At 54.9% G+C, this 15,632-nt stretch carries 15 protein-coding genes; 10 read left to right on the top strand and 5 right to left on the bottom strand.

The genetic code is table 11. The features are described 5' to 3' along the window. Nucleotides 1-468: 468 nt before the first annotated feature. From JMF85_RS01490 to JMF85_RS01455, 8 genes are all read left to right on the top strand, one after another. Nucleotides 469-5,265, top strand: a complete 4,797-nt coding sequence (locus JMF85_RS01490; RefSeq protein ID WP_201317625.1) for a cadherin-like beta sandwich domain-containing protein — start codon at nucleotides 469-471, stop codon at nucleotides 5,263-5,265. A 183-nt stretch (nucleotides 5,266-5,448) separates the two neighbouring features. After that, entirely contained in the window at nucleotides 5,449-5,766 is a 318-nt protein-coding gene (locus JMF85_RS01485; protein ID WP_201317652.1) for a metal-sensitive transcriptional regulator, read from the top strand. Nucleotides 5,767-5,789: 23 nt separating this feature from the next. Next, nucleotides 5,790-5,990 (top strand): copper chaperone CopZ, encoded by a 201-nt coding sequence (gene copZ / locus JMF85_RS01480; protein WP_201317624.1) that lies wholly within the window; start codon nucleotides 5,790-5,792, stop codon nucleotides 5,988-5,990. Between the two features lie 136 nt (nucleotides 5,991-6,126). After that, on the top strand, nucleotides 6,127-8,556 hold the full coding sequence (locus JMF85_RS01475; RefSeq protein WP_201317623.1) for a heavy metal translocating P-type ATPase: 2,430 nt from the start codon (nucleotides 6,127-6,129) through the stop codon (nucleotides 8,554-8,556). A 164-nt stretch (nucleotides 8,557-8,720) separates the two neighbouring features. After that, nucleotides 8,721-9,518: an undecaprenyl-diphosphate phosphatase gene (gene bacA, locus JMF85_RS01470; protein WP_127606785.1), complete on the top strand. Its 798-nt coding sequence runs from the start codon at nucleotides 8,721-8,723 to the stop codon at nucleotides 9,516-9,518. A 123-nt stretch (nucleotides 9,519-9,641) separates the two neighbouring features. Further along, entirely contained in the window at nucleotides 9,642-9,761 is a 120-nt protein-coding gene (locus JMF85_RS01465; RefSeq protein ID WP_201317622.1) for a sporulation protein YjcZ, read from the top strand. A 186-nt stretch (nucleotides 9,762-9,947) separates the two neighbouring features. Then, on the top strand, nucleotides 9,948-10,253 hold the full coding sequence (locus JMF85_RS01460) for a DUF2325 domain-containing protein (protein WP_054795782.1): 306 nt from the start codon (nucleotides 9,948-9,950) through the stop codon (nucleotides 10,251-10,253). 134 nt (nucleotides 10,254-10,387) lie between these two features. Beyond that, a complete protein-coding gene (locus JMF85_RS01455) occupies nucleotides 10,388-11,023 on the top strand; it encodes a stalk domain-containing protein (protein WP_127606789.1) in 636 nt (211 codons plus the stop codon). Between the two features lie 89 nt (nucleotides 11,024-11,112). Here JMF85_RS01455 and JMF85_RS01450 read toward each other — a convergent pair whose 3' ends face one another. After that, nucleotides 11,113-11,373 (bottom strand): hypothetical protein, encoded by a 261-nt coding sequence (locus JMF85_RS01450; protein WP_127606791.1) that lies wholly within the window; start codon nucleotides 11,371-11,373, stop codon nucleotides 11,113-11,115. Between the two features lie 111 nt (nucleotides 11,374-11,484). After that, on the bottom strand, nucleotides 11,485-11,586 hold the full coding sequence (locus JMF85_RS27905; protein ID WP_127606794.1) for a sporulation protein YjcZ: 102 nt from the start codon (nucleotides 11,584-11,586) through the stop codon (nucleotides 11,485-11,487). A gap of 361 nt (nucleotides 11,587-11,947) precedes the next feature. Here JMF85_RS27905 and JMF85_RS01445 point away from each other — a divergent pair, with 361 nt between their 5' ends. Continuing rightward, the gene (locus JMF85_RS01445) at nucleotides 11,948-12,334 is read left to right on the top strand and encodes a hypothetical protein (protein WP_201317621.1); all 387 of its coding nucleotides are present in this window, start codon (nucleotides 11,948-11,950) and stop codon (nucleotides 12,332-12,334) included. Continuing rightward, nucleotides 12,334-13,062 carry an HD domain-containing protein gene (locus tag JMF85_RS01440; protein WP_236595701.1) on the top strand — a complete coding sequence of 243 codons (729 nt, stop codon included), beginning with the start codon at nucleotides 12,334-12,336 and terminating at the stop codon, nucleotides 13,060-13,062. Before JMF85_RS01445 ends, JMF85_RS01440 begins: the two co-directional genes overlap by 1 nt. 13 nt (nucleotides 13,063-13,075) lie before the next feature. Here JMF85_RS01440 and JMF85_RS01435 read toward each other — a convergent pair whose 3' ends face one another. The 3 genes from JMF85_RS01435 to JMF85_RS01425 all read right to left on the bottom strand — a co-directional run bounded on the left by JMF85_RS01435 (nucleotide 13,076) and on the right by JMF85_RS01425 (nucleotide 15,487). After that, complete coding sequence (locus JMF85_RS01435) at nucleotides 13,076-13,414, bottom strand: L,D-transpeptidase (RefSeq protein ID WP_054795792.1); 339 nt, start codon at nucleotides 13,412-13,414, stop codon at nucleotides 13,076-13,078. Between the two features lie 68 nt (nucleotides 13,415-13,482). Next, a complete protein-coding gene (locus JMF85_RS01430; protein WP_201317620.1) occupies nucleotides 13,483-13,779 on the bottom strand; it encodes a Rieske (2Fe-2S) protein in 297 nt (98 codons plus the stop codon). 52 nt (nucleotides 13,780-13,831) lie between these two features. Then, entirely contained in the window at nucleotides 13,832-15,487 is a 1,656-nt protein-coding gene (locus JMF85_RS01425) for a hydroxysqualene dehydroxylase (RefSeq protein WP_372813767.1), read from the bottom strand. Between the last annotated feature and the right edge of the window lie 145 nt (nucleotides 15,488-15,632).

Raw genomic sequence — 15,632 nt, 5'->3', positions numbered from 1 at the left:
AAACCGGCAACCGGCATCGGCTTACCCGATGGAACAGCTGCGGGAAGGTCGTGCTATATCCTTCGACGTTCGAGGCTGATTTCCTTGAAACCCGGAAGCGGCTTGTACTGTTCGCCATGGAGAGTTTCTTGCCGGAGGGCACACGTTTCATTTGTTTAACAATCATTTACAGTAACCATAACGTACATGAATATTTAAGCTGTTAAGCTATGCCCGGCATCCCCTTTCATCCTTAATCGGATTAAAGTTTGACGCAGTTAATGGTTTGGGCGATGGACGGAATGTCGTCATGGGCGGCACCGGGAAAAACTTTATATGCTTGGTCAATTCGGCCCGTTAATAGTTCGAAAGTTAATCCCTATCTCTCCTTTTATGGTATAATTATACTACTATTTATCGATCCGAAGGGAGCAAGCTCGCATGATTGGGGATGAGTTTCATTACATACGGCAGAGAGGAAAGCCGCGGATGCGGATGAGGTGGCTGCTGCCGTTCTTCTTCGCGCTGCTGTTGATTTTGCCGATGGCCGTGTCCGATAAATCCGCGGCTGCTTCGATTTCCGGCGGAACGGGTACGGATTTGCCGTTCGCAGCGCACGAGCAGAATGATGTCACGCTGCTGCCGACAGCCGGATTAACCAACCCGGGAGCGGGCACGTATGCCTTCAAGGTAAACAGGCAATCGGAACCCGTCAGCATCGTGGAAAATCCGTCTTTGACCGGATTAATCGTCGGAACCGAAGATCTGACTTCTCGTCTCAATGCTTTCGATCCGCATTTTGAATTCGATGTAGACGTCCCGTACGGTCAGGAGAGCATCGACATTACCGCATATAGCATGTTGCAGTCGACCATCACTTTGCATTTAGGTACGGAAACGATGGAACCGGGCATCCCTTACCATTTGTCGTTGACAAGCGGATCCAACACATTCGTCATCACGACGACTTCGAATGACGGCAACCTGCATGTGTCCTATACGATCCGGGTACACCGTGCTGCTCCGAGCGCTGTTGATCATTTGAGCGTAACGGCGTCGCCGGAAACTGCAAGGGTGTATAACGAGACCGAATGGAGCCTCTCCTTTACGCCTACGGAGCCATTGACGCACGAAGATAAGATTTATTTGGCCCTGACGCCAGGGTTTACTTTCAATTTCAAAGAAAACAACAGGATTTATTGGAGCGGCCTCCCTGCGGTGACGGTGAACGACATTCCTGCCAGCGCCGTCATCCTTACGACAAACACTTCGAACGAGGACGTTCTGGAAATTTGGCTCGGTGAGATGCCTGCTTCTTCGACGGCTAACGTTGTCTTGAAGCAAGGAGCTCTTCGTAACCCGCCGACGATGGGCAGCGTTCAATTTCAAGTGACGACGAGCAAGGACACGACTCCGGCTGTCGCTTACGGTACGATAGCGCCAAGCTCGTTAAACGTGGCAGCCTCCAATCTGACGGCAAGTGCGCAGAACGTCGCCTATAGGTTGACCTATACGGCGAGAAGCGAAATCAGCGAGCATAACCGGATTTATTTGAAAGTGCCGTTCCATATAAGCAACGAGGCGGCCGAAACGGTCCGGTTAAATGATACGGCGCTGCAGCACATCGGATCGGATGGGAACGGCGTGTACTATTTAACGCCTGCGAAGGATCAGATCATTGCAGCCGACAGCCCGGTATCGCTGGAATTTAGCCCCGCGGCGGGCATTGCCAACAGCTGGCAAAGCGCAGAGCCTTTGCTGATTGGGGTAAGCACCGATGATCAAAAACAGGTTTTGGACTATTTCCCCGTTATCTATGAGATGGACGAAACGAAACCGACCGGCGGCTTTACGGTGAATGGCGGAGCGGCCAAGACGTTCTCCCGCCGGGTAACCTTGGATTTGAGCGCAACGGATGGAACGGGGTCCGGCGTGTCCGGCGTCATCGTATCGGAGGATCCCGAATTTGAGCATACGGCTAATTACCCGTATGTGCCTCAGATTGATTATTTGCTCAGAGGGAGCGATCCGGTTCACACCCTTTATCTGAAATTTTCGGACTGGGCGGGGAACGAAAGCGACCCTTATACGGCAACTATCCAGTACAGCAGCGAATTGAACTTGTCTTCGTTGGCTGTGGACGGCGGTTACGCTGTTTTTCCCGAAGTTTCGGATGAGGCTCAGCATTACTATATCCAGGTGCCGAACGATGTAAGCACCCTAAGTTTGACGCCCGAGACGAACGATCCAGACGCCGTTCTCTCGGTATCGCCCGATGTGCTGGATGCGAACGGTCGAATTACGCTGCCTTCGCTGAGGCCGGGCTCGAACGAAATCACGATTACGGTTTCCAAGGGTGCCGATCACAACGTATACGGACTGACGGTTTTCCGTGAATCGTCTCCGCTGATCGGCATCAACAATGGAGATATCGTGTCTCTAGGCTCCAAAGAATGGATCGTCGTCGATAAAGACCGCCGCGAGCTTTTGTTGAAAGAGGTCGATACGGGCTGCCCTGACTCGACGGACAATGACGGTACTTGCCATTGGGGCGTCAGCGGTTCTTCATGGTACTTTGAGGGCGCAGAAGCGGATGGTTATGTGTTCCGGCCCGAGCAGCCGGGGAGTATCGCCCATTATTTGAACCACATGTTCTGGGGGGAGCTGGGTGCCGATCAGAGCCTGGTTCAGCGTCATCCTTTCGATCAAACCCTGTATTTGCTAAATTACGAAGCTCCGCTTGCCGACATGACGAGAAGCTCGTTCGAAAGTAAGGTTGTAGCGAATGTAGGCCTGCTGGGGGTTGACCGGTATGAAGCGCTCAAGGCGGAGCTGTCCGCTTACGAATCGGAGTTCACGTATTTTCTGATGAATCCGATTCGGGCGGAGTCCGAAAATGCTCATTTCATATTGGCCGTAGATCCATTGGGCCATGTACGCTACTCGGACGCCCCGTCCGCGGTTCGTCCGGTTGTGTATTTGAAGCCGAGTGTTAGCAAGACGACCGGCAGCGGCGTTGCCGGCGATCCTTACCTGCTGGCCGAAGTGGAGGGCAACGCGGATATCGCCAAGGTTCGGGTAGGGGAAAACGACTTCGAATACGATGCAAGCACGACGCCCCCGGCTTGGTCGGCAGAGGTGGAGGCGGAAAGCGTCATGCTGTCGGTTATCATGAGCGACAGCAGCAGCTCGTTTAGGGTCCACGATACATCGCCGGCTGCTTTGAGTTATACGGTGAACGATAACACGATTACGATCGATCCGCTTCCGAAGGGCGTTTCGACGCTTCATCTGACAACAACGGCGACGGACGGTACGACCAGGCACTATGACGTTCGCATCGCGCGTCCGGCGCTGAGCGCGCTGGATATGGTGCTGGAAGCGAAAGCGGCATTAGACGAAAACGAAATTAAAAGCGATAACTTGAGTCTGGCGAGCGTCACGCAAAATGTGCATTTGCCGGTTATCGGTTTGCACGGTACGACGATTGAATGGCAAAGCGATCAGACCGCTGTTGTGGACGTGGACGGTACCGTCCATCGCCCGCCTTTTTACGGGACAAACGCGAATGTTACGTTGACAGCGACGATTCGTAAAGGAAACGCATGGCAGACAAAGACATTTGAGTTAACGGTGCTGAAGGCCGAGCCGGCAACGGCCGACCATGAAGCGGCGGTGGCAGCCGCGAAGGCGGCGCTGACGTGGGAGTCGATCCGCGGCTGGAACAGCGCGCCGGATCGAGTGGTTTCGAATCTCGCCCTCCCTACGAAAGGCGCAAGGGGAACGATGATTACATGGAGCTCCAGCGCATCGTCCGTCATTTCACCAAACGGAACGGTCACGAGAGCCGCCTACGGTTCGGGCGACATTACAGTGACGCTGACGGCAAAGCTGACACGAGGCAACGCGAGCGCCCTGCAGCCGTTCATCCTTACCGTTCTTGAGGAAGAACCGGAGACGGATGCGGATGCCATCGCGGTAAACGCGGCCTATCATGCCTTAACTTGGCTGGAGCTTCGCCAGGCGAACACGGACATCGATAGCGTGACATCAAGCGTGTACCTCCCATCCGTAGGTGTACAAGGAACAACGATTCAGTGGAGCTCGAGCCAACCTTCGGTTATCGCGCTGGATGGAACCGTCGTGCGACCGTCGTACAGCCAGGGCGATGCTTTAGTAACGCTGAGAGCGGTCATTAGCCGCGGCGGAGCATACAGCGAGAAGCTTTTTGCGGTGAAGGTGCTGAAGCTGGAGCCGACAGGGGCGGAAGACCAGACAGCCGTAGAGAGAGCGAAAGTCGAGTTGACGGAGTTCATCCATACGTCCTATAACCTGGGCGGTATTACGACGAATATGCAGTTACCTGCGACAGGAGCGCAAGGTTCATCGATTTCATGGAGTTCGAGCCATACGGCGGTGGTCGGTAATGACGGTACGGTGAATCGACCGGCTTACAGCGCGGGCGATGCGACGGTTACCTTAACGGCTACGATTAGCCGGGGCGGGGCAAGCGTTCAACAACTATTTACGGTTACCGTTGTAAAAAGGGCCCCGTATCCTATGGGTGAGCCTGTAGCTGCGGATACCAACCGGCCTATGGTATTTAACGGCGGCATCATCCTTAATTTGGCCGGTGCCGGCGTGGGCAGCGGTGCAACCGTATTGGTGACCGCCGGCGCAACGGACGATATGAGACCAGGCATGCAAGTAGCAGGCAGCGTGGCACATATTTCACTGTCCAACGTAACGCTGGCTCCGGGCAGCACCGTTGCCCTTACCTTGCCGGTGAATGCCGCGGCGGACTTATCCAAAGTCGGAGTATTCGACTACAACGAATCGACAAAACAATGGGAAGCTTTACCAACATCCATCGATCCGGATACCCGTCAAGTCACGGTGCACATCTCGCACTTCTCCACGTACGGGGTGTTCGAAGCCGATACGGCGGCTGCGCCGATCGTTTCGTTCAACGAACAATCTCAGCTTGTGCTGCCTTCCGTGAGCGGCATATCTTATTATTACTCGCTGGACGGAACAGAACCGGGACGAGAGTCGCTTCTTTACAATCCGGCAGCCAAGCCGACAATCGGGCATACGACTCCTGTACACGTGGTGGCGGTCGAGTCCGGTAAACGGAACAGTTCGGTTCGGGCCGCGGCGACATTGGAGTATGTCATCGGGCAGGCGAAGAGTCTCAGCGATTGGAATAAGGACGGGAAGGTCGATTCGTCCGACATGAAGGCGCTGCTGAAGCTCATTCCGGCCCGCCGTGAATCATCTGAATAAAAGGAGGAGGCTGACGATAAGCTGCATGTCGTCAGCCCTTATTTTTCAGTAAAAGGAGGAGATTTAGTCAAATAAACGACTTTATAAAACCGTTGACATAGGGTAGGGGGGTACTGTATGATATCGGTATCGGAACAGGAGGTGCCCACCATGATGAACAGTTCTCACGAAGTCGAAGATCCGATGTCCTGCAGCGATACTCTCTGCTACCCGCCGGACGATGAAAGAAAGAGCCATCATTTCGAGAAAGAAAAGGCCAGCCTGACTGCGAGATTGAACCGCATTGAAGGTCAGATTCGCGGCGTTAAAGGCATGATCGAGAAGGATGTGTACTGCGACGATGTGCTGAACCAAATCGCGGCGGTGCAAGCGGCCTTAAATGGAGTCGGCAAGCTGCTGCTCGCGGCCCATATGAAAAGCTGCGTTATCGAGCGGATCGAAGCCGGCGAAAGCAACGTGATCGACGAACTCCTGATTACGGTTAACAAATTAATGAAATAATATCAGCGAAGGAGGGATACCGCATGTCGAACGTTACGTTGAGAGTAGAGGGCATGTCCTGCAACCATTGCGTAAATTCCGTCGAGGGAGCGCTGAAAAATTTGGGCGCTGTCGGCAAAGTAGACCTTGCAGCCAAATCGGTAACCGTCGAATTCGACGAAAGCAAGGTTTCCTTGAACGCGATTAAAGAAGCGATTGAAGATCAAGGCTATGATGTCGTGTAACGACGAATCGCGCGAAAGAGAGCACCTGGGTTAACTTGGTGTGCTCTCTCTTTCCTATAACTCGACAACAGACATAACCGGATGTAAAGCGGCGATTGCAAGAGAGGCCAGGAAGTGTGTAGGGGGGAGAAGAGATATGGAGAAAACCGACCAGGCAGGAACGCAGCAGCAGACGACTTTGCAAATTACCGGGATGACCTGCGCCGCTTGCGCCAACCGGATTGAGAAGGGGCTCGGCAAGCTCGATGGCGTCACCGAAGCAACCGTCAATTTCGCACTGGAACAAGCGTCGGTCACGTATGACCCGGATCAAATAAAGCTCCAGGATATGGAGCAAAAAATCGAGGCGCTTGGTTACGGTACCGTCAAAGAAACGGCCGATTTCCAAATCGGCGGCATGACGTGCGCGGCTTGTGCGACCCGCATCGAGAAAGGGCTCGGCAAGCTCGGCGGCGTCACTCGCGCGAATGTGAACCTGGCGCTCGAGACCGCCCGTATCGAGTACAATCCGGCCCAAGTGTCGATAACCGACATGGTGCGCAAGGTCGAGCAGCTAGGCTACACCGCCGCCCTGAAGCAAGAGTCCCGGGAAAGCGGGGACCACCGGCAGCAGGCGATCCGCAAGATGCGGATGAAGCTGCTCGTATCAGCCCTCCTTTCCCTGCCTTTACTGTGGGCGATGGTCGGTCACTTCTCCTTCACGTCCTTCATCTGGGTGCCGGCTCTGTTCATGAACCCGTGGTTCCAGCTCGCGCTGGCCACACCGGTACAATTCGCGATCGGCCGCCAGTTTTATACCGGCGCTTACAAAGCGCTGCGCAACGGCAGCGCCAACATGGACGTGCTGGTGGCGTTGGGCACTTCAGCGGCTTATTTTTACAGCCTTTATCTTACGGTCCAATCGTTGAACGCTCACGGGCATCAAGTCGAGTTGTACTATGAAACAAGCTCCGTCCTGATCACGTTAATATTGCTCGGCAAACTGTTCGAAGCGCTGGCCAAGGGACGTTCTTCCGAAGCGATTAAATCTTTGATGGGGCTGCAAGCCAAGACGGCGCTTGTCTTCCGCCAAGGGCAAGAGCTGGAAATCCCGGTGGACGAAGTGATGGCCGGCGACGTGATCATCGTGAAGCCGGGCGAGAAAATTCCGGTGGACGGCCTCGTGCTTGAAGGAACGTCCTCCGTAGACGAATCGATGCTGACGGGAGAAAGCATTCCCGTGCAAAAAAGCGCCCAAGACCGTGTCATCGGAGCTACATTAAACAAGAACGGCATGCTTAAAATCCAGGCGACAAAAGTCGGCAAAGAAACCGCACTGGCGCAAATCATTAAAGTCGTCGAGGAAGCGCAGGGCTCCAAAGCGCCGATTCAACGGGTAGCGGACGTCATCTCCGGCATCTTCGTGCCGATCGTTGTCGGGATCGCCCTCGTCACGTTCCTCGTCTGGTTCTTCTTCGTCGAACCGGGCGAATTCGCCGGGGCGCTGGAGAAGGCGATCGCCGTGCTCGTCATTGCCTGCCCTTGCGCGCTGGGACTAGCGACGCCGACTTCCATCATGGCCGGCTCGGGGCGTTCCGCAGAGCTTGGCATCCTGTTCAAGGGCGGCGAGCACCTCGAGGCGACACACAGAATCGACACGATCGTCCTGGACAAAACGGGCACGGTAACGAAGGGCAAACCGGAATTGACCGACGTGCTGCCTGCCGAAGGCATCGACCCATCCAGCTTCTTGCGTTGGGTGGGCGCCGCGGAACGCAACTCCGAGCACCCGCTAGCCGAGGCGATTGTGGCAGGCGTCCAAGAGCAGGGCCTTGCCCTGCCGGAAGCCGGGCAATTCGAGGCGATTCCCGGCTTCGGCATTCGCGCCGAGGTGGAAGGCAAGCAGATTGCCATCGGCACCCGGAAGCTTATGACGCAGCTTGGCGTTAGCCCCGGCGCGGCGCTTGAGACGATGAGCATGCTTGAAGAGGCTGGCAAAACCGCCATGCTGGTCGCCGTGGACGGTACCTATGCAGGGATGGTGGCCGTCGCCGATACGATCAAGGAGACATCGAAAGAGGCGGTTGCCCGCCTGCAGGCGCTCGGGATCGAAGTCATGATGATCACCGGCGACAACGAACGGACGGCTCGGGCGATTGCCGCGAAAGCCGGTATCGACCGGGTGCTGGCCGAGGTGCTGCCGGAAGGAAAAGCCGCCGAAGTGCGCAAGCTGCAAGACGCCGGCCGCAAGGTGGCGATGGTCGGCGACGGCATCAATGACGCGCCTGCGCTTGCGACAGCGGACATCGGCATGGCGATCGGAACCGGAACGGACGTCGCCATGGAAGCGGCTGACGTAACGTTGATGCGGGGCGATCTTAACAGTATTCCGGACGCCATCTTTTTAAGTAAAAAAACGATGAGCAACATCCGCCAAAACTTGTTTTGGGCGCTCGCCTATAACGTGATTGGCATTCCGATCGCAGCAAGCGGCTTTCTCGCCCCTTGGCTCGCGGGAGCCGCCATGGCGCTCAGCTCCGTCTCGGTCGTGCTGAACGCGCTGCGCCTGCAGCGGATGAAGCTCTAATTCCCACCTTCGACAAGCCGGGCCTTGATGGTCCGGCTGTTCCGGTTTTGCTTGGCAAAATGGCCAACCAGGGATCAGCCGTCTTTTTCCGCTTCTCTCTTGACTCCCGATCCTCTATAATGAGGAATGGTGGACAATAGAGAGTATATGGGAGTGTGAGGAAATTGAACGACTTTTGGTCGGCCGTCATTCTGGGCATTGTGGAAGGATTGACGGAGTTTTTGCCCGTATCTTCGACGGGTCATATGATTTTGACGGCGCACTTGATTGGTTTCACGGGCGAAAAGGCGAAGACGTTCGAGATCGTTGTACAACTGGGTGCCGTTCTAGCCGTATTTGTCTTGTATTGGCGGAGGTTTTTCGGCTTTCTCAACTTGAAGCGAAGCCTCTCGAACAGCGGTCGAGTCAACCTGATTCATATCGCGCTGGCCATGCTGCCTGCGGTCGTCGTGGGCTTGGCGCTGCACGATTTGGTCAAGAAATATTTGTTCGGACCGGGAACTGTGCTCATAAGCCTGGTGGCCGGAGGAATTCTGATTATTATAGCCGATCGGGCCCGCGTGCGCGTGACGGCCGAGACGATGGACGACATTACATATAAGCAGGCGTTCGGGATCGGCTTATTTCAATGTTTAGCGTTATGGCCGGGTTTTTCACGCTCGGGCTCGACCATTTCCGGAGGGATATTGCTCGGGACGAGCCAGAAGGCGGCAGCTGAGTTTACGTTCATCGTGTCCGTGCCGATCATGTTCGCCGCGACCTTCCTGGATTTATACAAAAGCCGGGATTTGTTGTCCATGGACGACTTAGGTCTTTTCGTTACAGGGCTGGCAGCTTCCTTCATCGTCGCGATGATCGCCGTGGTGACCTTCCTGAACATCATTAAACGACTGAGCCTATCGTGGTTTGCGTATTACCGTTTTGTGTTAGCGATTGTATTTTACCTCATTCTGTTCTTATAAAACGGGCCATTATTTAGAGACCCCCCGTTAATTGTCCATACCGATTCCCGCTCAGGACATATATTGAACCATGTTCGCGGGAGAGTGACCCACGGCTAACTCAACAGAGGGAGTGGATCGCGAATGGGTGCTGCGGGTGCAGGCTTCGGATGGGGCGGCGGTTACTTTACGACAACGGGCGTTATTTTGGTTCTCTATATTTTGCTGGTCATCATCTTGTTTGCCGTTCTCTATTTCATCTAAGTGACGAGACTGTCCTCGCCGCATCGCGAATTTCCCGCGATGCGGCTTTTTGGCCATTATCCAGGGAGTCTAGAAAAATAAGCCGGGTAAGGTTGACATTATCGTTGAGAACCATTATCATTGATTTATAAGGAATTGAGAATGATTATCATTGATGATAAATACATAGATAAGGGAGATTAGAGCATGCCGTCGATATTGGTCGTAGGCGCCGATCATTTGGGCAATATGCCCGAACATTTGGCGGAAATCGGATTTGATGATGTGGTGCATATGTCGGGTCGCAAGTGCCAAATGGTGCGTAAAGGTATTCCGGATAAGGTTGACGCGGTGCTCGTGCTGACCGATTACGTCAACCACAATTTGACCAAAGTGATCAAGCAGCAGGCGAAGGATCAGGAAGTGCCGATTTATTACGCTAAGCGTTCATGGTGTTCCGTGAAGAAGGCGCTTTGCGATTGTGCCGACAGCTGCGAATGGTTGAATAAATAAGAAGTCGGAGCTCGCCCGGCGCACCGCCGGACTCCGAAGCGACGTCCGGTCTTGTGCCGGGCGGTTTTCGCGTTTTCTGGTTGTCATGTATACTAGAGCTATCGGTGACTATCAGAATAAAGGAGCTTACGCCTTTGAAAAAGTTCTTGTTAGGCATGATGTGCGGTGCGGCGCTGACCGCTTCCACAACGCTGTATGCGGCAGACGGGGTTTGGGCGCTGTTGTTTCCGGTCAAGTTTCAATTCGACGGCGAAAGCCGTGACATCGGGTCCCGGTTTACGGTGCTCAATTACGAGGGGCATACGTATGTGCCGCTGCGCTTGATGACGGAAGAGCTTGGAGCGGGCGCCGCTTATGATCAGAAGACGCGAACCGTATCCGTCGTGAAGGAGCCTGTAGGCGGGACGGAGGCCGAGCGGAAAGTATGGGCTGCGCAGTATAGGTTGGAGCGGGGCATGGGGAGCAAGGACGTTAAGCGATGGTTCGGCGACCCGTCTCAAGTGACGTGGATCGATAGCTCGAGCCAGCAGATCTGGCGGTATGATCTCGGAGCCAAGACCGATTATCGCTTCGGGAGCTTGAACGAGACCGACGTGCAAGGACTGAAGCGGGGAGACTTGGACGCACAGCTGTTCATTCGTTGGAACGGCGAAGGCCAAGTAGACCGTTATGATTTGTGGTATACGTCCCGAGCGGATAACGGAGAGCGGCATATTTATACCCATATCGTGTATCCGGACGGATCGACGGCCGGGGCGCTCTATGAATAGCGGCCGTATAGGTTGAACAACTCGGGATACTTCCACGACCAGACTTGCTCAAGAGCCGGCCTTCCCCTTGGAGGAGGACCGGCTCTTCGTCATGACATGGACATCGAGGCGCTCAGCACAACGAAAAACACGATAGCGAAGATCAAATAAAGGACGATCGCGATCGCGGCGATAATTAAGGCGGCTCTCGCATAGTTTCGCTTGTTCGGGTTGGTGCCTTCTCCGAACCCCCAGACGAACAGCATGATGATGTTGACGATCGGAATGGCCAGAATGATCATCGTCAAGATCCAATCCTTGACCGAAAGCTCCTTCGCTTCGCTGCGGTCGATTGTGTGACCCGAAGGCATTCTCCTCACCTCTCTCAAAAGTTATACCTTACCACCATATGTACGTCTTCGCCGTAACATGCAAACGGCCAAAGGTTTCCCTTTGGCCGTAGTTTTGTGCTTTTAGTCAGATTAGATCAACCATGCACGGCTTACGATTACCAACAAGATGAAGAGAACCAAGATGACACCAGTCGATGTAAAACCTCCGCAAGAACAAGAGAAACCACCCATTGTTCATTCCTCCTCTAGAGTTGTTGTTGTTGTGGAGCGTGAGCTCATTAACACATAATCATACTATGTCGCAGGGCATTCGGCTGGATGGGCGAATGCCGCGCAGCCATTGAAAATGGGCAGTCGAACCCATCTTCACACCCGCCTGCTCACGAACGACGTCTGTGTAACAGGCGCTTTTTGCGTTTCTACGGAATTCTTCACCCCTTCCGGTGCAAATATAGAAGAAATATAGTGCGTTGCTTGGGCAATTTCAAAGGCTTTGCGCAAAATAAAGGGGCTGCTGTCCTTTTTTGTAAAAAGTCCGAAACTCTTTCCGTGCTTCGGCAGTCTATACTAAGTACAGAAGAAGGCGGAATCCATGAGCATTATTTTTATCCTGTTTGCGGTGTTCGCAATCGTCGTGATCGTAAGCTCGATAGGTAGAAGGAGCGGGCATTCCGGCCCGGGCAGGCGGCATCGCAGCGGGGAAAGCTTCATGTTCCCGCCTGCGTCGTCGTCTTTGGAGGATGACATGGCCCGCCGTCATCATCATCATTATAGCGGTTCGGACGACCTCGATTCGAGACGCTCCACCGATTCAGGCAGTAGGGGCGGCGGGGCTGACGGCGGCGGAAGCGGCTGGGGTGGAGGAGACAATGGCAGCAGCAGTGGCGGCGGCGGTGGAGATACCGGAAGCAGCAGCAGCGGTGGCGGCGGTGGTGGAGATACCGGAAGCAGCAGCAGCGGTGGCGGCGGCGGAGATTGATGGAAGGAAGGGAAGATGAACGGGAGATGAACGAAATGAACGAAACGTACCGAGAGCGACTGCTGGAACGCGCACGAACGTATGCGCAGGAGGAAATGGGGCGAGACAGCAGCGGTCACGACTGGCAGCATACGGCCCGGGTGGCCCGCACGGCACGCCTGCTCGCAGAGCGTGAACAGGCGGATGCCTTCCTATGCGAGCTGGCCGCGCTCGTGCACGACATCGCGGACGAGAAGCTGAATCCGAGCAAGGAAGCCGGATTGGATAAAGTGAATACATGGCTGATCGAGAATGGCGCGGCTGAGCCGGATCGCCTGCATGTGATGGACATCATCGCCAATATGTCTTACAACGGCGGACATGGGGGGCAATTGTCTACCCTGGAGGGACGTATCGTTCAGGATGCGGACAGGCTTGATGCGTTGGGTGCGGTAGGTATCGCGCGAACCTTTGCCTATTCGGGCTGGAAAGGGCAGCTGATTTTCGACCCGGACCTCCGCCCGCGCGATTCGATGAGTCAAGAGCAGTACCGCAAGCAGCCGAGTACGGCGATTAATCATTTTTACGAGAAGCTGTTGAAGCTGAAGACGAAGATGAACACGACGGCCGCCCGTGAGCTCGCGGAAGAGCGTCATCGGTATATGGAGGCGTTCCTGGCGCAGTTTTACCGGGAGTTGGGCGTGGAGAACGACTGGGGGACAAGCGTCAGCGCAAAAGACGTGAAGTAATTTCCGGAGCGGACTATGGACGAATCGTAACGCGGTCGCCCACGAAGACGAGCCTGGATAACGCGATTACATCTGCATTGTGCATGCGGATGCAGCCGTGGGAGGACAGTTTTCCGATGGAGGAAGGGTTATTGGTGCCGTGTATTCCGTAATGCGGCTTCGATAACCCTAGCCAGTAGGCGCCAAAAGGCCCTCCGGGGTTCGGTTCTTTGTTAATAATGGTAAATTCGCCGCTGGGCGTGCCGGTCAACATGGTGCCGATGCCGACCGGATACGTCCGATAAACGCGGTTCCCTTCTAACACGTGCAGCTTTCGATCCGAAAGATCTACAATGATACGATAGGTAGGCACAACCAACATCTCCTTTTTCCGAGATGTTACAGTGTACGCAAGCTCGATCCCAAGCGCGCCTTCCGAAGTTAGCCATCCACCTGAGCGATCAGCATCCCGTCCCTGACTACGACCGAATAAGCAGCCAAGCTGCGGGCAGGTACGTTCAGACAAGCGCCCTTATGCGGATCGAAAGACCAGCCGTGCATCGGGCAGACCAACTCTTCATCCTCGATGTCGACAAGCTGGCCGGCGTGCGGGCATTTGCGGGAGACGAGCCGGTAAACGTCACGGTCTTTCAGAAGAAAGCAGGGACGTTGTTCGACCTCGACCTCGACAGGCAGCTTTTGAAATTGCTGCTCTGCGCCCAATACGAATACTTTCATCCCCTCACCTCAAGCTCCCTAATTCGACATGGCCCGTTCGTCCTCCTACCGGTTACCCGATCGGAGTGAAAATTTTACCATCCCACGGCAGCCCTTTCTTAAACCGTGACTCGTCGTGGATTCGGTACGGCGTCAGCAGAGGGAACTGGTACATCTCCCACACTTTGCACTTGTGCACATCGAGCCCGGAGCGTTCGATAATCGCGTTGACGGCCCGCCGGGCGGCTTCGTTCGCACCTTCCATGGTGGCGAGGTCCGTATTTGTTTTCACGTAATCCGAGGCGAGGAACAAGTTGGGGATGGCGGTGTATGCCTGCGGGCGCAAATTCCACGTGTAAACCTTGTTCACAAGCAGCGGCTCCAAATTGACCGCAACCCCGTCCGGATTCGGCAAATGCACATCCTCGTCGAGGAACCACGAATGCACGTTGTCGTCCTCCAGGACGACGGCCCCGTTCACGTTCAAGCTTTGCTTCAGCTGCGTCCACACTTCTTGCATCACTTCTTCGCGCGTGCACCTCTTCGCGGGTTTGCCGAAGAGGACGCCCGGTGCCTCCCAGTCCGAAATGTCCACGGACAACACGCCTTGAACCATGCCGTCGCCATAATCGGCCAAATCGAAATCAGGCCAAAATTGCTTCTGCGACACGCTGGTCAGCGCCCAAGGCGAATCCATATAGATCATATGGCCGTGGATGATCGGAACGTCCCGCTTCAAATAAAACTGGATGCCGTTCATCCAATCGACATCTTCCGCCAGCTGCCGAATTCCGTCGAGCGTCGGGTCGGCGTGCAGCATCTCGTCAGTGACAAATTGCGCCATCACTTCAACGGGGAAAGCCGCGACGTAATAATCCCCCTGCACCTCGCAGGTTTGCCCGTTCTCCGTAATCGTCGCCCCGCTGATGACGCCGTTCTCGCAATGAATGCGCTCGACCTTGGCTTCCAGATGGTAGTCGACGCCGAGACTTTGCAAATACTCAAGCCACGGGTGAAGCCACACTTCGTTCGTCGGTCCGTCCAACAGCCGATCCGCGCTGCCGCCGGGCACGACCATGTCAAGCATAATTTGGGCGCCAACGGCCCCGACCGTGCTGGTGTTGGCTTCCCGCGCTTTAGCTGCGACCAGAATGCGCGTCATCCCGGCGAATACACGGCGAAACTGGGCCGACTGCTCATCGGCGTTGATAAAGCTCCACCACGGGATGTTCTGGTACTGCTGCTGCCGGCGATCGTCGGAGCTGGTCATGACCTGCCAGATGCGCTCCATGTACAGGCGGATCTCCTCATCGGTCAGTCCGAGATTATTGTCGAACAGCGACTTGAATGCGTCCTTCACATCTTCAATGGAATGTGGAAACTCGGTGAGAAACTCCACCGGAGGCCCGTCCACCCGAGCCAGTCCGAGCCGTGTGCCTTCGACTAAATTGCCGGCGACGCCCTGCTCGTTATCCCCGTAAGGAATCCGTTCCATCGTATCGACAATATGCTTATAGAAACGCGGAAAAAACCGGAATCCATGCTCTCCTGGCAAATCCTTCCGTCCCTCCGTACCGCTTCCCGGCACCGGCATGGAACGGGCTTTACCCCCGGGCAGCCTGCGCATCTCGTACACGGCTACCTCAAACCCTCGTTCCGCCAATTCCTGGGCCGCACTCATACCGGCGACTCCGCCTCCCAATACGACAACCTTCGCGCTCATCGACACCGCTCCCCTAATTATGTATTCCTAGATCTTTTATACCATGAATACATAGGCCTAAGGAATCAAGTTTTGATTAAAATGAGAAAAATAGCAAAAAAAGAGATATTTTACAAAAAGAAACCCCCTCAACCGTCGACAAGGCCGCGAA

Source organism: Paenibacillus sp. EPM92 (assembly GCF_016586185.1).
Taxonomy (GTDB): Bacteria; Bacillota; Bacilli; order Paenibacillales; family NBRC-103111; genus Paenibacillus_G; species Paenibacillus_G validus.
This window is presented reverse-complemented; position numbering and strand designations above follow the sequence as displayed.